A 26,825-nucleotide genomic window follows, 5' to 3' on the forward strand; every position below is an offset into this window, starting at 1 on the left:
AGGATTTCCTTACCAATACGGGTAGGAAATCCTTTTTTGTTTTATAATAGAGAAAAGGAGGTGGAATCATGGCAACTTCAAGAAAAACAACAAAAAAACCAACTACAACAAAAAGGCAAACTACGCGAAAGAAAGCGGCACCTACTAAACGAAAAGTGACGGCAAAGAAGAAGGTACTTTCGCCTTTAATATATGAAATTATAGGACTCGCCATTATTGCGATTGCAATTGTTTCTTTTTTTAGATTAGGAATTGTTGGTGATAGTCTACAAGCGGTCATGAAATTTTTATTTGGTAATTGGTATGTGGTGGTTCCGTTTCTAATGACGGGATATGCTGTATATATGATGATTATTCGCGCATTACCAGAATTTAAAAATCGTTTTGTATGGGGATTTTCAATTTTATTAGCAAGTGCAACATTATTTAGTCAAATTGCTTTATTTAAAGAGAATATGTCTGAAAAACAATCTGTACTAGTTCAAACATGGCGTGTATTAGTAAGTGAGCGAGGTGTACTTGAACTAGATGCATCGCTTGGTGGTGGCATGGTAGGTGGTTTATTATTTGCATTTTGCCATGTTTTATTTGATACAACGGGTGCTACAATTATGGCGTGGTTACTCGGTGTTGTAGCATTTATTCTGATTACAGGACGTGCATTAGTACCCTATCTTATGCAGCAATGGCCTATTTGGAAAGAGTCTATTGTAAGTCGTCGCAAAGAAGTAAGAGAAGCAAGAAAATATCGACGTGCTGTCAAAAAACAATTACAAAATCAAAAAGTAGAAAAAGAAACAAAAACTACAATCATTCCAATGCCTGAACGAGAATCAGAGCTAGTTGTAGAAGAAGTAGTAGAAGAACAACCACCTTTACCGAAAAAAGAACCGAAAATCTCTGCTTTTACGCAGCGCGTAGAGGAGACGCTTACGGAAGAACCAACAGCTGAGCAATTAGTAGAAGAAGAATTAACGGATGGTGTGGTGCTACAAGAAGAGGGAGAGCTTGAAAATAAACAATATAAATTACCTCAAATGACACTACTAAAAATGCCGAAACCAACGGATCAAAGTGGCGAATTCTCTGTTATTCAAGAAAATGCGATGAAGCTAGAGCAAACATTCCAGTCTTTTGGTGTGAAAGCAACTGTAACAGAAGTACATCTCGGCCCTGCTGTAACAGAATATGAAGTATTACCAGATCGCGGTGTAAAAGTCAGTAAGATTGTTAATTTACAAGATGATTTGGCTTTAGCACTTGCCGCAAAAGATATTCGAATTGAAGCACCGATTCCAGGAAAATCTGCTGTAGGAATTGAAGTGCCGAATAAAGAAGTGGCGATGGTCGGTTTACGCGAAGTATTAGAGGCAAAAGAAAACAATCAACCAGATGCCAAATTATTGATTGGTTTAGGACGTGATATTTCAGGTGAAGCGAAACTTGCGCAACTCAATAAGATGCCCCATTTACTTGTAGCAGGGTCTACAGGTAGTGGTAAATCGGTTTGTATTAATGGGATTATTGTTAGTATTCTAATGCGTGCAAAACCACATGAGGTTAAATTAATGATGATTGATCCAAAAATGGTGGAACTGAATGTGTATAATGGTATTCCTCATTTACTTGCACCTGTTGTAACAGATGCACGAAAAGCTTCACAAGCATTAAAAAAAGTTGTGTCAGAAATGGAACGTAGGTATGATTTGTTCTCACATACGGGTACAAGGAATATAGAAGGGTATAATAATCATGTGGATCGATTTAATGCAGAAAATGATGAAAAGCATCCACACCTACCTTTCATTGTTGTTATTGTAGATGAATTGGCAGATTTGATGATGGTGGCTTCCAATGATGTTGAAGATTCTATTACACGTTTAGCACAGATGGCACGTGCAGCAGGAATTCATTTAATCATTGCGACACAAAGACCTTCTGTAGATGTCATCACAGGTGTTATTAAAGCCAATATTCCATCGCGAATCGCTTTCGCTGTATCTTCAGCGATTGATTCGAGAACGATTTTAGATATGGGGGGTGCTGAGCGCTTACTTGGACGAGGAGATATGTTGTTTTTGCCGGCAGGTGAATCGAAGCCTGTACGTGTACAAGGTGCTTTCGTATCGGATGAAGAAGTAGAAGAAATCGTGAATTATGTAATCGGTCAACAAAAGGCACAGTATCAAGAAGAGATGATTCCAAGTGAGGAAGAGGAAGCAACGGATCACGAAGATTTAGATGAGCTTTATTTACAAGCGGTGGACTTAGTGATTGAACAAGATACAGCAAGCGTCTCATTCCTACAACGTAAATTAAAAGTAGGTTATGCACGTGCAGCACGTATCATGGATCAAATGGAAGAACGAGGCATCGTTGGACCAGCTGAAAAAAGTAAGCCGAGACAAGTATTGCAAAATCGATATTAATACAGATGTTTGTATGTAATATGCGAGATGTATGGTTAAGGAAAATAAAAAATCAAAAAATCGAGTAAGTATTTTCGAGCATAAACGGAACTTTAAGCAAGGAAACGCGTAGTGAGAGTGAGTAGTATAGATGTATAAAAAGTGAATTATAAATAACTAAAAATATACATCTGTGACAAATAAATAGTAAAACCATGACAGCTTTAAGAAAAAAACGACTGTTTTAACACAGATTTTTTTGAAATCTATTTATTTCATGTTTTAAAAATGGTATAGTAATGTCTGATTAGCAGGAATGTTTTACGTCTGATGTCTGATGTCTAATTGGTGGTGATTTGAATGTCTATAAAATCAGATCATCGTCATTTGTATCTACAGGTGATTGATCACTTGAAGGCTGATATAGAAAATGGAGTTTTTAAAGAGAATGAAAAACTACCATCTGAATTTGAGCTTTCAAAATCACTTGGAGTCAGTCGTGCAACACTCCGTGAAGCACTGAGACTGTTGGAAGAGGAAAATATCATTGTTCGTCGACACGGAGTTGGTACGTTCGTCAATCCTAAGCCAGTATTCACTTCCGGCATTGAACAACTTAGAAGTATTTCATCCATGATTCAAGATGCAGGAATGGAACCAGGGACCATTTATTTGAATTCAACAAAGACCCTTTCGAATGAAGAAGATATTAAACGCTTTCAATGCGATGAAGGTGATTATATATTAACGATTAAACGTGTTCGTACTGCAAATGACGAGCCAGTCGTTTACTGTGTAGATCAAGTACCTAGTCAACACATGCCTAGGGATTTTGAGAACCGACATGATTCTTCCATTTTTTCAGCTTTAGAAGAAACAGGGGAAATTCATGTAGCCTATGCGGTAACATATATTAACCCAGTCGGAGCACATCCAGAAGTATCTGCAATACTCAAGAGTGGACAAGACGTTCCACTGCTCTTATTAACACAGCTCCATTACGATGATAACGATCGTGTGGTACTGTATTCTAAAAACTACTTTAGAGCTGATAAATTCAGTTTCCACGTAGTTCGAAAACGCGTTTAACATCAACTATTCGTTCCTGCTATCGAAAATACAACTAATTACTTTTTGGGAGGACACCAAAATGAAAAAGCGTAACTTAGGTTTAGCATTAACAGCTGTTTTAGCTTCAAGTACTTTATTAGCTGCTTGTGGTTCAGATGATGCAAAAAAAGGCGATACAAAAAAAGAGGACAAAGACAACTTCACAGTTGCTATGGTAACTGATACAGGCGGCATTGACGATAAGTCATTCAACCAATCTACTTGGGAGGGTATCCAAGAGTACGGTAAAGAAAACGGCCTAACAAAAGGTGACGGTGGAATTGACTACCTACAATCGAACCAAGATTCAGAATTTACTACAAATCTTCAAAAATTAGTTCGTCGTGACTTCGACTTAATTTTCGCTGTAGGTTATAAACTACACGATTCAGTATCACAAGTTGCAAAACAACAAAAAGATTCTAAATTTGCAATCATTGATGAAGTTGTTGAAGGTCAAGATAATGTAGCATCAATTATGTTTAAAGCAAACGAAGCTTCATTCTTAGCAGGTGTTGCAGCAGCATTACAAACAAAAACAGATAAAGTTGGATTCATCGGCGGTATTAAGAGTGAAGTAATCGACGGTTTCCAAGCTGGTTTTGAAGCTGGTGTTAAAGCAGCTAACCCGAAAGTAAAAGTTGACGTTCAATACGCTGGTTCATTCGGTGATGCAGCAAAAGGTCAAACAATTGCAAAACGTATGTATGATTCAGGTGCAGATATTATCTTCCACGCAGCTGGTGGTACAGGTACAGGTCTATTCACTGAAGCAAAAGAACGTAAGAAAAAAGATCCTAATGCAGACGTATGGGCAATCGGTGTAGACCGTGACCAATACGACGAAGGTAAAGTTGGCGACAAAAACATCGTATTAACTTCAGTGTTAAAACGTGTTGATATCGCTGCAAAAGACGTTTCTAACTTAGGTAAAGACGGTAAATTCCCTGGCGGTAAAACAATCACTTACGGTCTAAAAGACGATGGTGTTGGTTTAGCTGATTCTCACGGTGCAATCACTGCAGAAACACAAAAGAAAATTGACGAATATAAAGAAAAAATCATCAAAGGCGAAATCACAGTTCCTGAAAAACCAGGTAAATAATTTTGCATTACTGCATCATGGAGGAATACTCCTCCATGATGTTTTTAACATTAAAATTAATAGAGGGAAAAATATACTTTTCTGTATTTTTCGTTGTGTTAATTTTTTAACCTTTGTTAACTTATTTATTACTATATAGAGCCTGAAGGAGTGAGCACATTGGAATATGTGATTGAGATGCTGGGAATTCGCAAGCAGTTTGGGGATTTCGTTGCAAATGATGATATCACCCTTCAACTGCAAAAAGGTGAGATCCATGCCTTACTTGGTGAGAATGGAGCAGGTAAATCAACTTTGATGAACGTACTTTTTGGTTTATACCAACCAGAAGCGGGCCAAATCAAAGTAAACGGTAAAGAAGTTCAAATTACCGACCCGAATAAAGCTAATGAACTTGGCATCGGGATGGTTCACCAACACTTTATGTTAGTTGAAAATTTTACGGTGACGGAAAACATCATTTTAGGTAGTGAACCTACGAAGATGGGGTTAATCAATATTCGCAAAGCTGCGAAAAAAGTAAAAGCCCTATCGGAGCAATATGGATTGAATGTTGATCCATACGCAAAAATTGAAGATATTTCGGTTGGTATGCAACAACGTGTTGAGATTTTAAAAACGTTGTATCGTGGCGCTGAGATGTTAATCTTTGATGAACCAACCGCTTCTCTTACACCACAAGAGATTGAAGAGTTGATTCAAATCATGAAGCGTTTAATCGCTGAAGGTAAGTCAATTATCTTAATCACACATAAATTAAAAGAAATCATGGAAGTATCAGATCGCGTAACGATTATTCGTAAAGGTAAGGGAATTGGAACAGTAACAACTGCTGAGACGAACCCAGACCAATTAGCTGAGATGATGGTTGGACGACAAGTTGTTTTCAAAACTGAAAAAACACCTGCACATCCAAAAGAAGTGATTTTACAAGTGGAAAATTTAACTGTAACTGATAACCGTAATATTGAGCGCGTTAAAAACTTAAACTTATCCGTTCGAGCTGGGGAAATTGTGGGGATTGCCGGAATTGATGGAAATGGTCAATCTGAGCTAATCGAAGCAATTACCGGTCTTCGCAAGGTATCAAGTGGTAAAGTTACCTTAAAAGGAAAAGATTTAACGAATTTAAAACCGCGTAAAATTACTGAAACGGGTGTTGGACATATTCCACAAGATCGTCATAAACATGGTCTTGTACTTGATTATCCAATTAGCTATAACATTGCATTACAAACATACTATCAAAAGCCGATTTCGAAAGCCGGCATTATTGATTACAAAAAAGTAAACAAGTTAGCAGAAGCAATTATCGAAGAATATGATGTGCGTACACCAAGTCCTTCAACAGAAGCACGCGCATTATCAGGTGGTAACCAACAAAAAGCAATTATTGGTCGTGAAGTAAATCGTGACCCAGAATTATTAATTGCCGCACTACCAACGCGTGGTCTAGATGTAGGTGCGATTGAATTTATTCACAGACGTTTAATTGAACAACGTGATAAAGGAAAAGCAGTATTACTTATTTCATTTGAATTAGATGAGGTTATGAACGTATCAGATAGCATTGCCGTTATTCATGATGGTTCAATCATCGATACAGTAAAACCACAAGAAACAACAGAACAAAAGCTTGGTTTATTAATGGCTGGTCAGTCACTACATGCTGAGCAAGATAAGGTAGGTGACGAATAATGTCTAGTCGTTTTAATGCGATTATGATTCCAATTATCTCGATTATTTTAGGTTTAATTGTTGGTGCAATCGTTATGGCTTCTACAGGCTTTAACCCAGTCGATGGTTACCTAGCATTATGGGAAGGTATTTTTGGTGACACATATAACATGGGTGAAACTGTTCGTACAATCATTCCATATGTATTTGCCGGTTTAGCGGTTGCATTTGCATTCCGTACAGGTATGTTCAACATCGGTGTTGAAGGTCAATTAATCATGGGTTGGTTAGCAGCAGCATACGTAGGTTATGCATTCAACTTACCAACAGGTTTACATGCAGTTGTGGCTATTTTAGCAGCAGCAGTAGCAGGTGGTTTATGGGCATTCATTCCGGGTCTATTAAAAGCAAAGTTACAAGTGCATGAAGTAATCGTAACAATTATGATGAACTACATCGCACTTCATGTAGTCAATGCGTCGATTAGTGCAATGTCAAATGGTGGCGAAAAGACGCCAGATATTCATGATTCAGCTCGTATTTCTTCTGAATTTTTATCAAGTATTACACAATATTCACGTTTACACTGGGGCTTCATTGTCGCAATTTTAGCCGTTATTATTATGTGGTTCATTCTAGAAAAAACAAAGACAGGTTACGAATTAAAAGCAGTTGGATTCAACAAGAATGCTTCTGAATATGCAGGTATGAATGTAAGTCGTAATATCATCATGGCAATGGTTATCTCAGGTGCCTTTGCTGGTCTAGGTGGTGCGATGGAAGCGTTAGGTACATTTGGCAATATCTCACGTATGACAGCCTTCACAGGAATTGGATTTGACGGGATCGCGGTTGCATTATTAGGTGCAAACCAACCATTTGGTGTATTGCTTGGCGCAATCTTATTCGGTGGTTTGAAAAATGGTGGTACAAACATGCCAAGTGCAGCAGGTATCCCAGACGAAATCGTAACAATTGTTATTGCATTAATTATTTTCTTCGTAGCTTCAGGCTACATCATCCAATTAGCTTTATCTAAAATTGCAAAAAATAAAGCTGCTAAGAAGACTGTAAAGGAGGAGAAATAATATGAGCTTTTTAGATGTGTTGGAGTTCATTATTCCTTCTGCGATTCTATATGCTTCTCCATTAATTATCACAGCAATCGGTGGCGTATTCACTGAGCGTTCTGGTGTTGTAAATATCGGTCTTGAAGGTATTATGGTAATCGGAGCATTTATCAGTATTGTATTCAACTTAAGTTTTGCAGATCAACTAGGTACGTGGACCCCGTGGGTAGGTCTACTTGTAGCAATGGTTGTTGGTTTACTTTTCTCATTAATTTTAGCAGTCGCAGCTGTATCACTTCGAGCTGACCAGACCGTATCTGGGGTAGCGCTGAATATGCTAGCTTTAGCAGTTGCAGTGTTTTCAACAAAATTAATTTATGAAAAAGGTCAAACGGATTCGATTAGTCAACGTTTTTCACGTTTTGATATTCCAGTATTAAGCGATATCCCTGTTTTAGGGAAGATGTTCTTTACAGACGTATATGGTACATCGATTTTAGCGATCGTCGTAGCGATTCTAGCATGGTTTGTTCTATTTAAAACACCATTTGGTTTACGTATTCGTTCTGTAGGTGAACATCCAATGGCAGCAGATACAATGGGTGTTAAAGTAACACGTATTCGTTACTATGCGGTTATGATTTCAGGCGCATTAGGTGGTATTGGTGGTGCGATTTATGCACAAGCAATCACTGGTAACTTTGCAGCTAACACTATTAGTGGTCAAGGTTTCATCGCGATTGCAGCGATGATCTTTGGTAAGTGGCATCCACTAGGTGCATTAGGAGCAGCTCTATTCTTCGGTTTAGCGCAATCACTAAGTATTGTTGGAACGTCGATTCCATATGTAAGAGATGTACCAGAAGTAGTATTATTCATCCTTCCATACGTATTAACAATCTTAGCTTTAGCTGGATTCGTTGGAAAAGCGACAGCACCAAAAGCATCAGGTAAGCCTTACATTAAAGGTAAAAGATAATAGTTGAATGACTAATTATTCTATGAAGCGTAACGATTCAAGACGAGTCGTTACGCTTTGTTTTATTTTAAAATAAAAATCATCCATAATATTTTCCTATTTAATATGAAAGGCTTACAATAAACATTATATAACTATATTTTTAAATACAATTAGTTGCCAAATAGGGAATTAGACAGGTATGATGAAAATAGCGCTTTATTTACGACAGGAGGGTTTTTATGTTTAACACAACCGAAATTGCTAAAGGTGTTAACGTTTTTACGAGAAAGACAGACCAATTTAAAACGGTGAATTTTTCAATTAAATTTAAAAAAGAATTATCAACAAAAGATACAGCCGTACGAACGGTTTTAACAAATGTTTTACAACATAGTAATGCGGTATATCAAACTGCTGCATCACTTCGTATGTATTTAGATGATTTATATGGAACGGTCATGTATTTAGATACAACGAAAAAAGGTAACGAACAAATTGTTTTATTGAATGTAGAAACTGTAAACGATCACTATTTAAAAAGTGGTGACGTATTAAATAAAGTACTCGATTTAGTGCATACAGTATTGTTTAAACCAAACTTTACAAACGATTTATTCCAATCGAGTATTGTAGAGCGTGAGAAGGCGATGGTTATTGATCGTATTCAATCTATTTTCGATGAAAAATCACGCTATGCACAAACGCAATTACAAAAAATCTTCCGTCCAAATCATCCAGCTTCTATTTCAGTAAACGGAACAGTCGCGGATGTAGAGGCGATTACACCTCAAACTTTGAAAGATGCGTATGAAGCGATGCTTCAATATGATGATGTGGATATTTTCGTTGTAGGTGATATCAATGAAGAACAGATGGTGGCGTCATTAAAAGAAGCGTTACCTCTTGCTGACCGCCCAAACCCATATGAAAAAGTAACATTCAAAGATACAGAGCCACTAACAGATTATAAAAAAGAACAGGTAGAAATGCGTCAGGCGAAGCTTCATATTGGCTATAAAGCACCTGTACGTTTTGACAATCCGAAATTCTTTACAATGCAAATTTTTAACGGTATTTTCGGTGGCTATCCACATTCAAAGTTATTTATGAATGTACGTGAAAAAGAAAGCCTAGCATACTACTGTGGAAGTTCGTATGTGTCACAGTATGGTGTATTATATGTGACGTCAGGAATTGAAGCAGAGAATGAGGGAAAGGTAGTTCGTTTAATTGATGAGCAATTACAAGCGATTCAACAAGGGGATGTTTCAGATATGGAATTGAATCAGACGAAAGCCATGTTAAAAAACCAATTAAAAGAGGCTTTGGATTCTGCGCGTGGACAGATTGAAGTATTTGATCAATATCGTGAGTTACCAATTCCATTTACTGTAGAGGCATTAAGTGAGCAGTGGGATGCTGTTACAAAAGAAGATGTACAAGAAATAGCAAAACAAGTTGAAAAACAAACGGTATTCTTCTTAACAGGAATGGAGGAAGCATAGATGGAAAAAGTACAATTTGAACAATTAGGTGAAGAACTTTATTATGAAAAGCTAGACAATGGCTTAGACGTATATATTTTGCCGAAAAAAGGCTTCTCAAAGACCTTTGTAACTTTTACAACGAAGTATGGTTCAGTTGACCGTACTTTTGTGCCATTAGGCGAAACAGAGCCTGTAACTGTACCAGATGGCATTGCGCATTTTTTAGAGCATAAAATGTTCGAAAAAGAAGATGGCGATGTATTCCAAAAGTTCTCGCAATATGGAGCATCAGCAAATGCTTTTACATCATTTACGCGTACAGCATATTTATTCTCAGCAACGAATCATATTTACGAAAGTACAACTACTTTATTAGACTTTGTTCAGCAACCATATTTTACAGAGCAAACAGTCAATAAGGAAAAAGGGATTATCGGTCAGGAAATTACAATGTATGATGACCAACCAGATTGGCGTGCATACTTTGGTTCGATTGAAAATCTATACAAAAATCATCCTGTGAAAATTGATATCGCTGGTACCATTGAAACAATTGATGAGATTACAGCAGAACATTTATATACGTGCTACAACACATTCTATCATCCTTCAAATATGCTGTTATTCGTCATTGGCTCAGTAGAACCTGAAAAAATGATGGCGCATATTCGTGAGAACCAAGCACAAAAAACATTTGCAGAAGCGACACCAATTCAACGCATCGAAGTTGATGAGCCATTAGAAGTGAACTGTGTAGCGAATGAGTTACGTATGGATATTCAAAAACCAAAAGCATATGTATCGTTCAAAGCGCGTGAAACACATTTACAAGGGCGCGACATGTTAAAACAAGAGTTAGCCATTCAATTAGCTTTAGACCTCATGTACGGACGTTCATCAGCGTTTTATGAAGAAATGTATGAAAAAGGGTGGATTGATGAATCCTATTCATATGATTTCTCTTTAGAAAAAGGGTTTGGCTTTGCAATGGTTGGGTCAGATACGAATCATCCAGTTGAATTAGAGAATGCCATTAAAACAGTTATGAATGAGTCAGAAGTGGCACTACCGTTCGATGCAGAAAAGTTAGAACGTGTAAAACGACGCAAGATCGGTTTCTTCTTACGTGCGATGAATTCAATTGAGTTTATTGCGAATCAATTCACACGTTATAAATTTAATGATATGAATTTATTCGATACAGTTCCAGTTATTGAAGAATTAACAATGGCAGATGTCGAACAAGCAATGAAATCCATTCAAGGCATTACACAACAGTCGACATTTACAGTGAAACCATTGAAAGAAGCGAAATAAAAGAATGAAGAAGTTTAGTTTAATACTTGGGGCTTCAGGTGCAATTGGTTCAGCGATTGCACAAAAGTTAGCCGCAGATGGTTGGTCGCTCTATTTACAATATAATTCGCAAGTAGAGCCAGTTCAGTCATTGCTAAAAGAATTAGAAATGATGTATCCACAACAAGAATTTTTAATTATACAAGCTAATTTACTAGAAGAAGGTGCAGCTGAACGGATTGCACAATCTGTTTTTTCGCTGCAATCCATTGTCGTAGCAAGTGGCCAATCTCTTTATAAATTAGTAGAAGATACAACACCAGAAGATATGCAAGCACTTTGGCGTGTACATGTTCAAACGCCAATCGAATTAATTACAAAATTAGGGTATAAGTTAAGACAACATGAAACATCCTACGTTACGATGATTGGTTCAATTTGGGGCGAAGCGGGTGGTGCTGGTGAAGTACTTTACTCTACAGTAAAAGGTGCCGTTCACGCATTTGTGAAAGCTTATGCGCAAGAAGTAGCGTATAACGGAATTCATGTAAATGCTGTAGCACCTGGACTTATTGATACGAAGATGAATGGACATTTGTCGCATGAAGAACTAGCGAGTGTATTAGCAGAGATTCCGATGGAACGTGCTGGAAGGCCAGAAGAAGTAGCCGATTTAGTTCAGTTTTTACAATCAGGAAAAGCAGATTATATGACGGGACAAGTATTACGTTTGAATGGTGGCTGGTATATTTAATATTTCCTGGGGAATGATTTTTTGTTTTTTTACGATAATAAATAAGTCATTTGTTTATTTTTCAAAATAAAGGATAAAAAAACAGTGAATTCATTGTACACATTCCCCATTTCCCCTTTAAATGTAAGCGAAAATCAGCTATCATGGAACATAGAAATGTTTTATTCGTTGTATAAGAGAAGGGATCGTTGTATGTGAAAGAATGGTATTTTGAATACGAAATTCAAGTCAATCGTCCAGGGTTATTAGGAGATATTTCTTCATTGTTAGGTATGCTGCGAGTAAATATTGTTACAATCAATGGTGTAGACCAAGTACGTCGAGGCATGTTACTACGTGCAGAAAAAGAAGAACAAATCGAACGTTTTATGAATATCGTTTCCATTATGGAAATGATTAAGGTAACAAAATTTAGACCACCAACAACACGTGATCGTTTAGCGATTCGTCATGGGCGTTATATTCAACGAGAAGCAGACGAAAAGAAAACGTTTCGCTTTGTACGCGATGAACTAGGTATTTTAGTGGACTTCATGGCTGAGATTTTTAAAAAAGAAGGACATAAATTAATTGGTATTCGTGGTATGCCGCGTGTCGGTAAAACGGAATCAATTGTAGCTGGAAGTGTTTGTGCGAACAAAAAGTGGTTATTTGTATCTTCAACAATGATTAAACAAACAGCTCGTAATCGATTACATGGAGATGAGTACGGCAATCAAAATATTTTTGTGTTAGATGGTGCTGTAACACGTCGCTCAAACGATGAACGTCATCATCAGCTTGTACGAGAAATCATGAAGTTACCGACAATTAAAGTCGTGGAGCATCCGGACATCTTCGTACAACATTCGGAATACACAATTGATGATTTCGATTATATGATTGAATTAAGACATCATCCAGATGAAGAAATCACATATGAATTATTGGAACGTGAAAATAGTTTTCAAGGTTCAGACGGTTTTGGCGGTTTTGGAGGATTTAATTTTTAAGAGATAGGTAGGTGTGTAAAATTGACTGAATTAGGTGTGCGCTTGAAAGAAGCGAGAATAGCTAAGGGCTATAGTCTGGATGATTTACAAGAAAAAACAAAGATTCAAAAAAGATATCTTTCTGCAATTGAAGAAGGTAATTACGGTGTGATGCCAGGTACGTTCTATGTAAGAGCGTTCATTAAACAATATGCAGAAGCAGTCGATTTAGATCCAACGGAACTTTTGGAAACGTATAAAACGGAGCTCCCTACTAACAAGACTGCAGAAACACTAGGTTCAGGTGTATCAATACAAAAAGGGGACCAAGTGTCTGGAAATAAACGTCGCTCGAATGTTGCACGTTCTTCAGGTCCAAATAAGAAATTTGGAGATGTAATGCCCAAATTTGTTGTTGCTCTATTTATCGTTGTGATTATTGCTGGTTTTGCATTCTTAATGTTAAAACAACCGAGCAATACTGTCGAAGAGCCAAAAGAGACGCCAAAAACACAAGAAAATACAAATGTAGATACAAGTAAAAATAATGCAACAGATGCTACAGACAAAAAAGAAGATACAACAAAAGAAGAAACGAAAAAAGAAGATCAACCAAAACAGAAATTATCAGATGGTGAAGTAAGTGCTGATAATATTACAACAACATATACTTTATCAGGTACGAAGAAGTTTAGTATTCGCGTGGACGTAACAGGTGAAAACTGGGTGGGCATTACAGATGAAAATGGAACAACACTTGGAGAATCTGGTATGTTCGCAGCAGGCGACCAAATTAAAGAGAATGCAAAAGGTAAGAAAAGTGTTCGTATTCGACTTGGAGCAGCTGCAAATGGTAAAGTATTTGTAAATGGTGAAGAAGTGAAGTTTGTCACATCACCATCGGAACAACCGACACAAAATATTGTAATCAAATTGGCTGAAGAAGAGTAACAGCGAATAACAGGAGCTTAGTATGATAGAACTATGCTCCTGTTGTTGTGCTTATAAAAATGAACGTCAGCGTTAAGAAGGGTGAAAAATATGAACATTCCTAATAGAATTACACTATCCCGCATCGCCTTAATACCTGTATTTGTCATCTTAATGGTCATGAATTTTGGGTGGGGAAATATGACACTATTAGGTGCTACATTACCGGTAGAACATTTTGTAGGTGCAATGATTTTCATTGTGGCTTCATTAACAGACTGGATTGATGGTCACTATGCACGCAAACATAATTTAGTTACAAATATGGGTAAGTTTTTAGACCCATTGGCTGATAAGCTACTTGTATCAGCAGCTTTTATTTTACTTGTAGAGTTGGACAAGGCACCAGCATGGATTATTATTATCATTATTAGTCGTGAATTTGCAGTAACAGGTTTACGTTTAATTTGTGCAGAACAAGGTGAAGTTGTGGCAGCCAACCAATTGGGCAAAATCAAAACGTGGGCACAGATTTTAGCGATTGTATTATTATTGCTAAATAATATGATCTTTGACATGTGGCATATACCAGCTGATATCATCATGTTATGGGTAGCTCTTGTATTTACTGTTTGGTCAGGAATCGAGTATTTCTGGTTGAATCGTCGCGTGCTATTAGAATCAAAATAAATTATGTATGACTCATTTTGTGACGAATTTTCACAACCTTTTAAAAGGCGCTTTTGCGAATGAGTCTTTTTTTGTCGATTAACTATGGAAATGGGAGTGTATGAAATGAATGCAGAAATTATTGCAGTAGGGTCAGAATTATTATTAGGACAAATTGTAAATACGAATGCTCGTTTTATCTCAAGTCAATTATCAGAGTTAGGCATTAATGTGTTTTATCATACTGTTGTAGGGGATAACCCAAAACGTTTAGAAGAAGTAATTGAACATGCTGAAAAACGCGCAGATTTAATTATTTTTTCAGGAGGACTTGGGCCAACGAAAGATGATTTAACAAAAGAAACGATTGCAAAACATTTAGGCGTACCACTTGAACAAAATGATGATGCGATGGAATACATTACGACTTTCTTCGAAAAGCGTAATCGCAAAATGACAGAGAATAATCGTAAACAAGCACTTGTGTTAAAGGGCTGTGAAGTACTGCGAAATGAGAATGGTATGGCTCCAGGGATGCTTTTTGAAAATGATACACATACGTACATTTTATTACCAGGACCACCAAAAGAGATGCAACCAATGTTTCAATTTGAAGCGAAACCAAAGTTAGCAAAACGTGTATCTGATGGTGGATTAATCGTGTCACATGTACTGCGTTTTTACGGTATCGGCGAAGCTGAGTTAGAAGATCGCGTACAGCATTTATTAGATGCACAAACAAATCCAACAATTGCCCCATTAGCAGGTGATGGGGAAGTAACACTTCGTATTACAGCAAAAGCTGATACAGAAGAAGAAGCTTGGGAACTAATTACACCAACACGTCAAGAAATTTTAGATTTAGTAGGCGAGTATTTATATGGTGTAAATGATGACTCGCTTTCTTCTAAATTGGCGGACATGTTAATCGAGAATGAGATTACAATCTCTGCTGCTGAGAGCTTAACAGCTGGTTTATTCCAATCAGAACTAGCTGCTAACCCAGGAATTAGTGAAGTCTTATATGGTGGTATGGTCACATATAATGAAGATGTGAAAGTGAATCAACTAGGTGTATCGCGTGAGTTAATCGATAAATATTCTGTTGTCAGTGCGGAATGTGCAGCAGAAATGGCTGTTCGTATTAAAGAGAAGTTTGGAACGGATTTAGGGGTTGGTTTAACAGGCGCAGCTGGTCCAGCAGAACATGGTGGGCGTGCAGTTGGCACAGTATGGATTGGGATTGTGTATGGCCAAGATGAGCCACTTACGTATCAATTGAATTTACAAGGTATGCGTAATACGAATCGAATTCGCGCCGTTAAAACGGCAATTCACCATATTATTCAATTATTAAGTTCAAAAGGCTACCGTAAAATCTAATAATAAAAATGAGAATGTATATGTTTTTTGAAAATATATATTAAAAATAGCTTAAAATAAAAAAACGAATAAATGTTCCCTTTTTACTTGAGATTTTCTCAAAAATAAAGTATAGTTATGATATAAAAAGAGAACGTACTTTCTGAAGGAGGAAATGATTTGAACGAACGTAAAGCGGCATTAGATAATGCTTTAAAGCAAATCGAAAAACAATTTGGTAAAGGATCTGTTATGAAGTTAGGCGAACAGGCAGACCGCAAAATCCAAACATCACCAAGTGGCTCTTTAGCACTTGATACAGCACTTGGGGTAGGTGGCTATCCTAAAGGACGTGTAGTAGAGATTTATGGGCCTGAGAGTTCAGGTAAAACAACAGTAACACTACATGCAATTGCTGAAATTCAAAAAGCAGGCGGTCAAGCAGCTTTCATTGATGCAGAGCATGCGCTAGATCCTGTATATGCACAAAAATTAGGCGTTAATATTGATGAATTATTACTTTCACAACCTGATACAGGTGAACAAGCACTTGAAATTACAGAAGCGCTTGTACGTAGTGGCGCAATTGACATTATTGTTATTGACTCTGTAGCAGCACTTGTACCAAAAGCTGAAATTGAAGGCGAGATGGGTGACTCACACATGGGTCTACAAGCGCGTTTAATGTCTCAAGCTTTACGTAAATTATCGGGTATTATTAATAAGTCGAACTGTATCGCAATCTTCATTAACCAAGTACGTGAAAAAATTGGTGTTATGTTTGGTAACCCTGAAACAACAACAGGTGGACGTGCATTAAAATTCTATTCTTCTGTACGTTTAGAAGTTCGTCGTGCTGAATCAATTAAGCAAGGTAATGATATCGTTGGTAACCGCACAAAAATCAAAGTTGTTAAAAACAAAGTAGCTCCACCGTTTAAAACAGCTGAAGTTGATATTATGTACGGTGAAGGGATTTCAAAAGAAGGAGAAATCATCGATATCGGTGTTGAAAAAGAGATTGTTCAAAAATCAGGTTCTTGGTATGCATATGGTGACGAGCGTTTAGGTCAAGGTCGTGAAAATGCAAAAGAATTCTTAAAAGAAAATCCAGAAGTTCAAGCTGAAATCGCACAAAAAATTCGCGAAAAATCAGGTATTGCAACAACTGAGTTCGTAGCAACTCCTGAAGAAGATGAAGTAATGGATGAAGAATTAACATTACTATTAGACGAAGAAAAATAAACTTTATACTATACAAAAGAATTGTGTCGTTACGGCACAATTCTTTTTATATGCTTAATTTATGTGAAAAGAAAGTACATGTGAATAAATGCTTGATTTTGCATACCTAAAAAAACTTTGATGTTAAAAAATGTATGTAACTAGATGGTAAAACAATGTCGTAAAAGTCTTATAAAGTGAGGAATGAAAAGGCTTAGAGACCAGTGAATAAAAGGCTTACAATAACTGTGAAACCTTGACATCGTTACATGACATCTATACAATTAAGGATGTATTCTTTTAAATTTCTAAAATCGAAATGAAATAGGCAGTATATTGTCAAAACAATTCACAGCCGACTAAAAATCACAAACATTAGAGCTAGAGGAGGTGTTCGAATGAGTAGTTACATCATCCCCGCTTTGATTGGTCTGATCGTCGGTGCCGTTGTTAGCTATGTCATAATTAAACGAGTGAATGATTCAAAAGTGACTGGTGCAAAAAGCTCCGCAGAACTAATCGTTGAAGAAGCGAAACGAGAAGCGGAAGCCTTGAAAAAGGAAGCTATCCTAGAAGCAAAAGATGAAACTCACGTACTTCGAACTGAAGCAGAGAATGACATTCGTGATCGTCGTTCTGAACTTCAGAAACAAGAGAACCGTTTATTACAAAAAGAAGAAAATCTAGATCGTAAAGATGACGCTCTTAATAAAAGGGAAGCTGGTTTAGAACGCAAAGAAAGCGGTCTAGCTGATCGACAACAGCATATTGAACAGATGGAAAGCAAAGTGGATGAACTTCTACAAAAGCAGGAGTCAGAGTTAGAGCGAATTTCGGCATTAACACGTGATGAAGCACGTACGATCATCTTAAAAGAAGTAGAAGATGAACTGACAACAGATGTTGCAGTGATGACGAAAGAAGCAGAACTTCGTGCAAAAGAAGAATCGAACAAAAGAGCACGTGAAATTTTATCACTTGCGGTACAACGCTTTGCTGCAGATCATGTCGCAGAAACGACAGTATCTGTTGTAAACTTACCAAATGATGAAATGAAGGGCCGTATTATTGGTCGTGAAGGTCGAAATATTCGAACACTCGAAACATTAACAGGTATTGATTTAATTATTGATGATACACCTGAAGCGGTTATTTTGTCAGGCTTCGATCCAATTCGTCGTGAAACAGCACGTTTAGCACTTGAAAAATTAGTACAAGACGGTCGTATTCACCCAGCACGAATTGAAGAAATGGTCGAAAAATCACGTCGTGAAGTAGATGAACAAATTCGTGAAACAGGCGAACAAACAACATTTGAATTAGGTATTCATAATTTACATCCAGATTTAATGAAAATTTTAGGTCGTATGAAATATCGTACAAGTTATGGTCAAAATGTGTTGAAACACTCAATTGAAGTAGCACATTTAGCAGGTTTACTTGCGGCTGAACTTGGTGAAGATGTGACGCTTGCGAAGCGTGCAGGTTTATTACATGATATCGGTAAAGCAATTGACCATGAAGTAGAGGGTAGTCACGTTGAGATTGGCGTAGAGCTTGCGACAAAATATAAAGAACATCCTGTTGTCATTAACAGTATTGCTTCTCACCACGGCGATACTGAAGCAACATCAGTTATTGCGGTATTAGTAGCAGCAGCAGATGCTTTATCAGCAGCTCGCCCAGGTGCTCGTAGTGAAACACTTGAAAACTACATTCGTCGTTTAGAGAAGTTAGAGGAAATCTCAGAGTCTTATGAAGGCGTTGAAAAATCATTTGCGATTCAAGCAGGTCGTGAAGTACGTATTATCGTTCGTCCGGATGCAGTAGATGATTTAACAGCCCATCGTTTAGCGAGAGATATTCGTAAGCGTATTGAAGAAGAACTGGATTATCCAGGGCATATTAAAGTAACGGTAATCCGTGAAACACGTGCAGTAGAATACGCAAAATAACTATAAAATAAGAGGAGAGGGTATTTCTTAAAGTGATTACTTCTAAGAAGCCCTCTTTTTTTCATAGAAAAGGGAGTTCAAATGAAAGTATTATTTATTGGTGACATTGTAGGAGATTTAGGAATTGACGCAGTAGAAAAGTATTTACCGCGTTTAAAGAAGAAATATCAAATTGATGTAGTTATTGCCAATGGTGAAAATGCAGCGAAGGGTCGCGGTATTACAAAGCGCATTTATCAAGACTTATTAATGATGGGCGTTGATGTAATTACAATGGGGAATCATACATGGGATCAACGTGAGATCTATGATTTCATCGATGATACGGACTATTTAATTCGTCCAGCTAACTTCTCAAAGGAAGCACCAGGTAAGGGAATAACAACGATTACGAAAAATGGACAGGCAATCTCTGTAATCAATTTACATGGTCGTGTATTCTTACCTGCACATGATGAACCATTTGCGATGGCGGAAGAATTAATTGCAGAAGCGAAGAAACAGTCACCGATTGTTTTCGTTGATTTTCATGCAGAAACAACATCAGAAAAAATTGCACTCGGTTGGCACTTAGCAGGACAAGCTTCTGTTGTTGTCGGCACACATACACATGTACAAACAGCTGACGAACGTATTTTGCCAGGTGGCACAGCATATATTTCAGATGTAGGTATGACAGGGCCGTATGATGAAGTGCTAGGTATGAAAAAAGAAAGTGTCATCTATCGTTTTAAAACGAATATGCCCGTACGCTTTGAAGTGCCAGAAAGAGGCGCGGAAGTACTCAGTGCATTCTTTGTAGAGATTGATGATAAGAATGGTCAAGCAACGCACTGTGAGCGTATTTTAATTAATAAGGATCATCCATTTAAAGGCTAATGAAATGACCGGATTCTGAATATAGGTAATAGGCTTGAACATAAGTATAAAAACACAATATTATATTCACGAAAAAACGAAATTGCGCTATTGCGTGGTTTCGTTTTTTCGTTACGAACACTTAAAAAGAAATGTTTTGTCCGAGTCTGTTTTGAAAATATATTGAACTTAAATTCGTATATTTTCTATTCAAAATACTTTTTACGACAAGCTATTTTGTCCAATGTATGTTTAATACGATTCAGAGTTAAATTTTATGAAGAACAATTTTGTTAAATAAAGTATTATGTTACATCCTATTAATATGAAATATCTTCCTTTTTCCTGAGAAATAAATAGCGTATAGTATAGATATAATTGTAATGAAGCTAGAAAAGCAGGTGAATGGAACGATGAATGTATTAATTGTAGATGATGAAGAAAAAATTACAGAAATTTTAGCTTTGTATTTTAAGAAAAATGGTGACACTCCTTATATTTCTCATACAGGTGAAAAGGCAATTCAAATTATAGAAGAAACATCGATAGACCTTATTATTTTAGATTTGATGTTACCAGATATGGATGGAGAAGATATTTGTGAGTATGTCAAACGGTATTATAATATTCCGATAATCATGTTAACTGCCAAAATAGCAATTGATGATAAATTAAAAGGTTTTCGCATGGGTGCAGATGATTATGTTGTGAAACCTTTTCATCCAAAAGAAGTGGTCGTGAGAGCAGAGAGATTACGACCAAATCAATCTCAAAAAGAAATACTTCAATTTGGAGATATAAAAATATATACAAATGAAAACAACATATGTTTAAAAGGTAAAACTATACACTTAACACAACATGAATTTATCATTATATGCTTATTAATTGAAAATCCAAGACAGGTGTTTAGTCGAGAAGATTTAATTAACAAAATAGAGGGGATTGATTCAGAAACGAATCCACGAGTTATTGATCAACATATTAAGAATATAAGAAAAAAAGTGGGCGCTGATGTAATTCAAACGATTTTTGGTCTGGGTTATAAAATGAATGAAAAGGTTATGAAAAATGAAATTTAATATAAAAATAGCGTTTATTGTTGCTGCCTTTACAATGAGTATGTTGTTCATTATTACAGTGATTTTATTATATAAAGGTCATGAGCACTTAATGATGCTCAACATTACAAACTCCCAAGAAGTAATTCATCATTTCGATTTAGCGTTAAGAGAAACAGCACTTTGGTCTATTGCACTCTTATTAATCGTGATTATGATTTCAAGCCTATTAATTGCAAGAATTTTGACCAAGCCCATACATGAAATGAATAAATTTGCTCTGTCATTAGTAAAAGGAAAGCGAAATTTAAAAATCAACTACACAATTGATGACCAAATCGGACAACTAGGACAATCTCTACTAAAGTTAGACCAGACGTTAACAGTTTATGAGAGACGTCGAAAAGAGATGACGCAAGAACTTGCTCATGAGATTAGGAATCCGTTGGCATCTGTGAAAAGTTATCTAAGTGCATTTCAAGACGGTATCTTGAATCCGACTACTAAAAATTTACAAGCTTGTACAGAGGAAATGGACCGATTAATCACTTTGATTGGTGAGTTAGATACATTAAATGATATTAATCATCCGACATTTAAAATTTCGAAAAATGACTGTAATATAGCTAAACTCATTGAAAAAGCTGTTACAGGAGTAGCAAGTGAATTATTAGAAAAAGAAATTCATTTAAAATTAGAAGTAGATGAAACAATCTATGCAGAAGTTGATGAGTTAAGAATTAACCAAGTTCTCCATAATATTATTAAAAATGCCATGTATCATGTGAGCAAAGAAGGAACCATTAAAATTACATTATTTCGTGAGGAAACGCATTTTTGCATTTTGATTTATGATAACGGTGTAGGCATGGATTTAGAAACAAGGAATCGAATTTTTGAATGGAATTATAGAGGGAAAAATGCATATGAAGGTAGAGGGATTGGTATGACCATCGCGAAAAAGTTAGTTGAAGCACATGGAGGAGAAATTACAGTTAAAAGTAAATTAAACGAAGGTACAACGTTTCATATACAAATACCGTTTTCTACATAATTTCTACATAACTATTCTGTATGATTATTTATACAGAAAGGACGTGTTTATATGAAGAAAATGAGAATAGTAGGTATTTTGATTCTTTTAGGGTTACTGACTGCTTGCAGTATGGATAATCGTAATAATTCTTCTATGAATAGTACAGAGATGAATCATTCAAATCATCGCATGGACGAGGAGATGGGTCACGAGACAACTGCTAATTTAAAAAGTAGTAAGGGCGAACATGAATTAACGTTTCCAAAAGTACTAAAACCCGATAGCCTGACAGATAATGCGGTTGTATATACCATAAAAGCGCAACAAGGAAAAACAAAATTTTTGAATGGGTTTGAAACGGAAACATATGGATATAATGGTCGTTTTCTTGGACCCGTCGTACGGATGGAAAAAGGAATGAATGTTACAATCCATTTAGTTAATGAGTTGAAAGAAGATACTACTTTTCATTGGCATGGACTCGAAGTACCAGGGAATGAAGATGGTGGACCGCACAAGGTGTTAAAAGCAGGGGAAAAAGAAACCATTCAATTCAACGTAAAACAGGATGCTGCTACACTCTGGTTTCATCCACATCCAATGCATCAAACTGCAAAACAAGTATTTAAAGGTTTGACGGGATTACTTTATATTGACGATAAAAATCTAAATTTACCAGATCGCTATGGTGTAGATGATTTGCCGATTATTTTACAAGATAAAAAATTTACTGATGAAAATCAACTTGATTATGACCAAGTAATGAATGCAGATGGTACAACAGGAGATATCTTGTTAATTAATGGTGTCATTGATCCAAAACTAACTGTCGATAGAAAAAAAGTTCGTCTACGAATTTTAAACGGTTCAAATGCGAGAAACTATATACTACGCTTTAACAATGATATGGAATTTCAACAGATTGCAAGTGATGGGGGTTTACTGAATAGACCATATAATACTAAGACGATTCAGCTTTCCCCCTCAGAACGAGCAGAAATAATTGTAGATTTTACGAAAGTAAAAACAAATGAGGTAACACTCATAAATGAAGATGGTGTCAATGTTTTGCCAATTCATGTAAAAGAAGAAAAATTACCTTCTAAACAAATAAAACAGAACTTAAATCAACTTCAAGTGTCAGATGAAATAAAAAATAAAAAAGTTACAAAGAAAATCAAATTGGCTGGTATGATGCAGCATGTAACGATTAACAATAAAAAATTTGATCCTAATCGCATTGATTTTACCCAAAAGCAAAATAAAATGGAAGTTTGGGAAATCGAAAACGTAAAAGACGCTATGGGTGGAATGAGACATCCTTTCCATATTCATGGGACACAGTTTCAAGTCGTATCAATTGATGGTAAAGAACCACCTGCCAATTTATCAGGTTTGAAAGATACAATTTCATTAGAGCCTGGGCAAAAGGCAAAAATAGCAGTTAAATTCAAAGGAAAAGGTATATATATGTACCATTGTCATATTCTTGAACATGAAGATAATGGCATGATGGGGCAAATTGAAGTGAATTAATAGTCATATAGATGAGTGAAGTAAAGAGGCTGGGACAGAACAAAATAATATGGCTCAAATGCGAATAATCAAATCAATTGAATGCGTAGAAAACGACTCCTGCGGGAATAGCATGAGCTGAAAACCCCACAGGAACGTAGTGACGAGGAGTTTGAAGCCATGCCCGAACGCTACGTGATGTAGTGGGGCAAGATTTGCAACAGGATGTTGCGTTCTTTTCTTGCCTACCTCTATTCGTTTTTCGAAGCGAAAATTGATCTGAACGAACAAATCCCGTATGATTTTTAAAAATCATACGGGATTTGTTATGTTGAAAATACTTTTGTCTCAGGCTCTTTACTTTCTATTTTTTCGTCCAAATGAATAAATAACCATTTTTAAACGAACTTTATCTTTTTAATATTATAAAACGTTCGTTTTTATGTTTCTTTTATTGGTTTAAAAGGCGTATAAAAATATGATTTCAGCAGAAAAGACCGAAATGTTTTGAATTCTGTCAATTTTTATTCCGTCAAAGGTCTGAAATTCCTAAAAAAGTATGATTAACAATAGTGAAACGATAGCCTTCATGATAAACTGATGAAGTAGAAATGAATTTAAAAATAACCTGTTTTAAGGAGATGTTTATATATGTTACATCAGCTTTCATGGAAAGTCGGTGGGCAACAAGGGGAAGGTATTGAAAGTACCGGCGAAATGTTCTCTACTGCCATGAACCGTCTAGGATACCACTTATACGGATATCGTCACTTTTCTTCACGTATTAAAGGTGGTCACACAAACAATAAAATCAATGTTCGTACAACAGCCGTTCACACAATTCCAGATGATTTGAATATTTTAGTTGCATTCGATCAAGAAACAATCGACGTCAACTATAAGGAATTAGATGAAACAGGTGTTATTTTAGCGGACGCAAAATTCAAGCCAGTGAATCCAGAAGATTCAAAAGCAACATTATATATTGTACCGTTCACAGAGACAGCAAAAGAACTAGGTACAACATTAATGAAAAACATGGTAGCGATCGGTGCAACTGCGGCATTGATGAACTTGAAAGATGAAGTATTCCAAAGTGTTGTAAGTGAAATCTTCGGACGTAAAGGTGAAGAAGTTGTCGCAAAAAACATGGAAGCAATCGCACAGGGACATCAAATTATGCATGACTTACTTGTGGGAGCAGGTTTAGAAGAAGGACAATTTGAATTAGCACCTGGTGATGGAAAACATCGTATGTTTATGATTGGGAATGAAGCATTAGCGATGGGCGCGCTTGCAGCAGGCGTTCGACTAATGGCAGCATATCCAATTACACCGGCTACTGAAATTATGGAATATCTAACGAAGAAGTTACCAAAATTCGGTGGCGCTGTTATTCAAACAGAAGATGAGATTGCAGCAGCAACAATGGCAATCGGCGCAAACTACGGCGGTATTCGTGCATTTACAGCCTCAGCTGGTCCTGGTCTTTCGTTAATGGTGGAAGCACTTGGTCTTGCAGGTATGACAGAAACACCTCTTGTAGTAGTTGATACACAACGTGGTGGCCCATCAACAGGTTTACCAACAAAACAAGAACAATCGGATTTAATGGCGATGTTATACGGTACACATGGTGAAATTCCAAAAGTAGTCATCGCGCCATCAACGGGTGAAGAAGCTTTCTATGATATGATTCAAGCATTTAATATCGCAGAAGAGTTACAATTACCTGTTATCGTCTTATCAGATTTACAATTATCACTTGGTAAACAAACAGTTGAACCATTTGACTTTAATAAAATTGAAATTAAGCGTGGTAAACTAAACTTAGGAGAGTTACCAGAAGCAGAAGATAAAGCATACTTTAAACGCTATGAAGTAACAGAAGACGGCGTATCACCACGTGTTGTACCAGGGCAAAAACATGGTATTCATCACGTAACAGGTGTAGAGCACAGTGAGATTGGTACACCATCTGAATCAGCGTCAAATCGTCAAGCGCAAATGGACAAACGTATGCGCAAATTAGAGCATGTACACTTTGATACACCTGTATTTACAGATGCACCGCATGACGAAGCAGATGTATTAATCATCGGCTTCGGTTCAACAAAAGGTGCAATTGAAGAAGCACGTCCATTATTAGATGAAGCAGGAATGAAAGCGAATCATGCACACGTTCGTCTAATTCATCCGTTCCCAACAGAAGAATTACAGCCACTTGTTGACGGTGCGAAAAAAGTAATCGTTGTGGAAAATAACGCAACAGGTCAATTAGCAAGCATCTTAAAAATGAACATGGGTGCACATCATAAAGTTGTCAACTTAGTGAAGTATGATGGTACACCATTCTTACCACTAGAGCTTTTAAATCGCGTAAAGGAGTTGCTAAAATAAATGGGAACATTTAAAGATTTTCGTAATACAATCAAACCAAACTGGTGCCCAGGATGTGGCGATTTCTCTGTACAAGCAGCGATTCAACGTGCCGCAGCCAACCGCGGTATTGAACCACATGAATTAGCAGTGGTTTCAGGGATTGGCTGTTCAGGTCGTTTATCAGGTTATATTAATGCATACGGTTTACATGGTATTCATGGTCGTGCATTACCAATTGCACAAGGTTTAAAAATGGCAAATCGTGATTTAAATGTTATCGCAACAGGCGGTGACGGTGACGGTTTCGCAATTGGTATGGGACATACTGTACACTCAATTCGTCGTAATATCGATGTCACATATGTTGTTATGGATAATCAAATCTATGGTTTAACAAAAGGGCAAACGTCACCACGTTCAGCTGCTGGTTTTGTCACAAAATCAACACCAGGTGGCGCAATTGAACCATCATTAAAACCATTAGAAGTAGCTTTATCTTCAGGTGCAACATTTGTCGCACAAAGCTTCTCTACAGATTTAAAAGAATTAACAGCGATTATTGAAGCAGGTATGGCACATAAAGGTTTTGCGTTCATCAACGTATTCAGCCCATGTGTAACATATAATAAAGTAAACACATATGACTGGTTCAAAGAGCACTTAACGAAGTTAGCTGATATCGAAGGCTATGATCCTTCAAATCGTCAAATGGCGATGAAAACAGTTATGGAGCATGAAAGCCTTGTAACAGGCATCATCTACCAAGATACAGAAACAACTTCTTACCAAGACAAAGTAATCGGCTACGATGAAGCACCACTTCATGAAGCAGATATTAACTTAAAAGAAACAGACTTAGACAGCTTAATGAAGGAATTCATGTAAGTAAAAGATATAGGGAGCATCACATGCCTAATGCGTGTGATGCTTTTTGTCTAAAAATGAAACTTTTATACAATCACTCGGTATAAATAAGAATAAAAGGAGTGATCGA

21 protein-coding genes are annotated in these 26,825 nt (G+C 36.7%); all 21 read left to right on the top strand.

The genetic code is table 11. The features are described 5' to 3' along the window. The first annotated feature begins 68 nt into the window (after nucleotides 1-68). The 21 genes from MHB75_RS02260 (at nucleotide 69) to MHB75_RS02360 (ending at nucleotide 26,716) form a co-directional block, all read left to right on the top strand. Nucleotides 69-2,429, top strand: coding sequence for a DNA translocase FtsK (locus MHB75_RS02260; RefSeq protein ID WP_340995717.1), 2,361 nt, complete (start codon nucleotides 69-71; stop codon nucleotides 2,427-2,429). Nucleotides 2,430-2,768: 339 nt separating this feature from the next. Next, complete coding sequence (locus MHB75_RS02265; RefSeq protein ID WP_340995720.1) at nucleotides 2,769-3,497, top strand: GntR family transcriptional regulator; 729 nt, start codon at nucleotides 2,769-2,771, stop codon at nucleotides 3,495-3,497. A 61-nt stretch (nucleotides 3,498-3,558) separates the two neighbouring features. Beyond that, nucleotides 3,559-4,623, top strand: a complete 1,065-nt coding sequence (locus tag MHB75_RS02270) for a BMP family lipoprotein (protein ID WP_340995723.1) — start codon at nucleotides 3,559-3,561, stop codon at nucleotides 4,621-4,623. Between the two features lie 159 nt (nucleotides 4,624-4,782). After that, a complete protein-coding gene (locus MHB75_RS02275) occupies nucleotides 4,783-6,321 on the top strand; it encodes an ABC transporter ATP-binding protein (protein ID WP_141273085.1) in 1,539 nt (512 codons plus the stop codon). Continuing rightward, entirely contained in the window at nucleotides 6,321-7,388 is a 1,068-nt protein-coding gene (locus MHB75_RS02280; protein ID WP_340995726.1) for an ABC transporter permease, read from the top strand. Before MHB75_RS02275 ends, MHB75_RS02280 begins: the two co-directional genes overlap by 1 nt. Nucleotide 7,389: 1 nt before the next feature. After that, nucleotides 7,390-8,349 (top strand): ABC transporter permease, encoded by a 960-nt coding sequence (locus MHB75_RS02285; protein WP_068454702.1) that lies wholly within the window; start codon nucleotides 7,390-7,392, stop codon nucleotides 8,347-8,349. A gap of 221 nt (nucleotides 8,350-8,570) precedes the next feature. Continuing rightward, nucleotides 8,571-9,836, top strand: coding sequence for an EF-P 5-aminopentanol modification-associated protein YfmF (gene yfmF, locus MHB75_RS02290; protein ID WP_340995728.1), 1,266 nt, complete (start codon nucleotides 8,571-8,573; stop codon nucleotides 9,834-9,836). Then, nucleotides 9,837-11,135: an EF-P 5-aminopentanol modification-associated protein YfmH gene (gene yfmH, locus MHB75_RS02295; RefSeq protein WP_340995730.1), complete on the top strand. Its 1,299-nt coding sequence runs from the start codon at nucleotides 9,837-9,839 to the stop codon at nucleotides 11,133-11,135. Between the two features lie 4 nt (nucleotides 11,136-11,139). Then, on the top strand, nucleotides 11,140-11,868 hold the full coding sequence (gene ymfI, locus MHB75_RS02300) for an elongation factor P 5-aminopentanone reductase (RefSeq protein WP_340995732.1): 729 nt from the start codon (nucleotides 11,140-11,142) through the stop codon (nucleotides 11,866-11,868). Between the two features lie 194 nt (nucleotides 11,869-12,062). Further along, complete coding sequence (locus MHB75_RS02305; protein WP_340995735.1) at nucleotides 12,063-12,860, top strand: DUF3388 domain-containing protein; 798 nt, start codon at nucleotides 12,063-12,065, stop codon at nucleotides 12,858-12,860. A 21-nt stretch (nucleotides 12,861-12,881) separates the two neighbouring features. Continuing rightward, the gene (locus MHB75_RS02310) at nucleotides 12,882-13,790 is read left to right on the top strand and encodes a helix-turn-helix domain-containing protein (protein WP_340995737.1); all 909 of its coding nucleotides are present in this window, start codon (nucleotides 12,882-12,884) and stop codon (nucleotides 13,788-13,790) included. A 90-nt stretch (nucleotides 13,791-13,880) separates the two neighbouring features. Further along, nucleotides 13,881-14,459: a CDP-diacylglycerol--glycerol-3-phosphate 3-phosphatidyltransferase gene (gene pgsA / locus MHB75_RS02315; RefSeq protein ID WP_141273099.1), complete on the top strand. Its 579-nt coding sequence runs from the start codon at nucleotides 13,881-13,883 to the stop codon at nucleotides 14,457-14,459. A gap of 105 nt (nucleotides 14,460-14,564) precedes the next feature. Further along, nucleotides 14,565-15,821, top strand: a complete 1,257-nt coding sequence (locus MHB75_RS02320) for a competence/damage-inducible protein A (RefSeq protein WP_141273101.1) — start codon at nucleotides 14,565-14,567, stop codon at nucleotides 15,819-15,821. Between the two features lie 159 nt (nucleotides 15,822-15,980). Then, nucleotides 15,981-17,045: a recombinase RecA gene (gene recA, locus MHB75_RS02325; RefSeq protein ID WP_340995743.1), complete on the top strand. Its 1,065-nt coding sequence runs from the start codon at nucleotides 15,981-15,983 to the stop codon at nucleotides 17,043-17,045. A gap of 377 nt (nucleotides 17,046-17,422) precedes the next feature. After that, complete coding sequence (gene rny / locus MHB75_RS02330; RefSeq protein ID WP_068454677.1) at nucleotides 17,423-18,979, top strand: ribonuclease Y; 1,557 nt, start codon at nucleotides 17,423-17,425, stop codon at nucleotides 18,977-18,979. Nucleotides 18,980-19,060: 81 nt separating this feature from the next. Beyond that, nucleotides 19,061-19,858, top strand: a complete 798-nt coding sequence (locus MHB75_RS02335) for a TIGR00282 family metallophosphoesterase (protein ID WP_141273106.1) — start codon at nucleotides 19,061-19,063, stop codon at nucleotides 19,856-19,858. A 362-nt stretch (nucleotides 19,859-20,220) separates the two neighbouring features. Further along, entirely contained in the window at nucleotides 20,221-20,919 is a 699-nt protein-coding gene (locus MHB75_RS02340; protein ID WP_340995746.1) for a response regulator transcription factor, read from the top strand. After that, on the top strand, nucleotides 20,909-21,952 hold the full coding sequence (locus MHB75_RS02345) for a sensor histidine kinase (protein ID WP_340995748.1): 1,044 nt from the start codon (nucleotides 20,909-20,911) through the stop codon (nucleotides 21,950-21,952). Before MHB75_RS02340 ends, MHB75_RS02345 begins: the two co-directional genes overlap by 11 nt. Before the next feature lie 51 nt (nucleotides 21,953-22,003). Further along, nucleotides 22,004-23,470 carry a multicopper oxidase family protein gene (locus MHB75_RS02350; protein ID WP_068454664.1) on the top strand — a complete coding sequence of 489 codons (1,467 nt, stop codon included), beginning with the start codon at nucleotides 22,004-22,006 and terminating at the stop codon, nucleotides 23,468-23,470. A gap of 630 nt (nucleotides 23,471-24,100) precedes the next feature. Beyond that, nucleotides 24,101-25,849, top strand: a complete 1,749-nt coding sequence (locus MHB75_RS02355; RefSeq protein WP_340995753.1) for a 2-oxoacid:acceptor oxidoreductase subunit alpha — start codon at nucleotides 24,101-24,103, stop codon at nucleotides 25,847-25,849. Further along, entirely contained in the window at nucleotides 25,850-26,716 is an 867-nt protein-coding gene (locus MHB75_RS02360; protein ID WP_340995754.1) for a 2-oxoacid:ferredoxin oxidoreductase subunit beta, read from the top strand. It begins immediately after the preceding gene. The last annotated feature ends 109 nt before the right edge of the window (nucleotides 26,717-26,825 follow it).

It is taken from the genome of Kurthia sp. FSL E2-0154 (assembly GCF_038003625.1).
GTDB classification, from domain to species: domain Bacteria; phylum Bacillota; class Bacilli; order Bacillales_A; family Planococcaceae; genus Kurthia; species Kurthia gibsonii.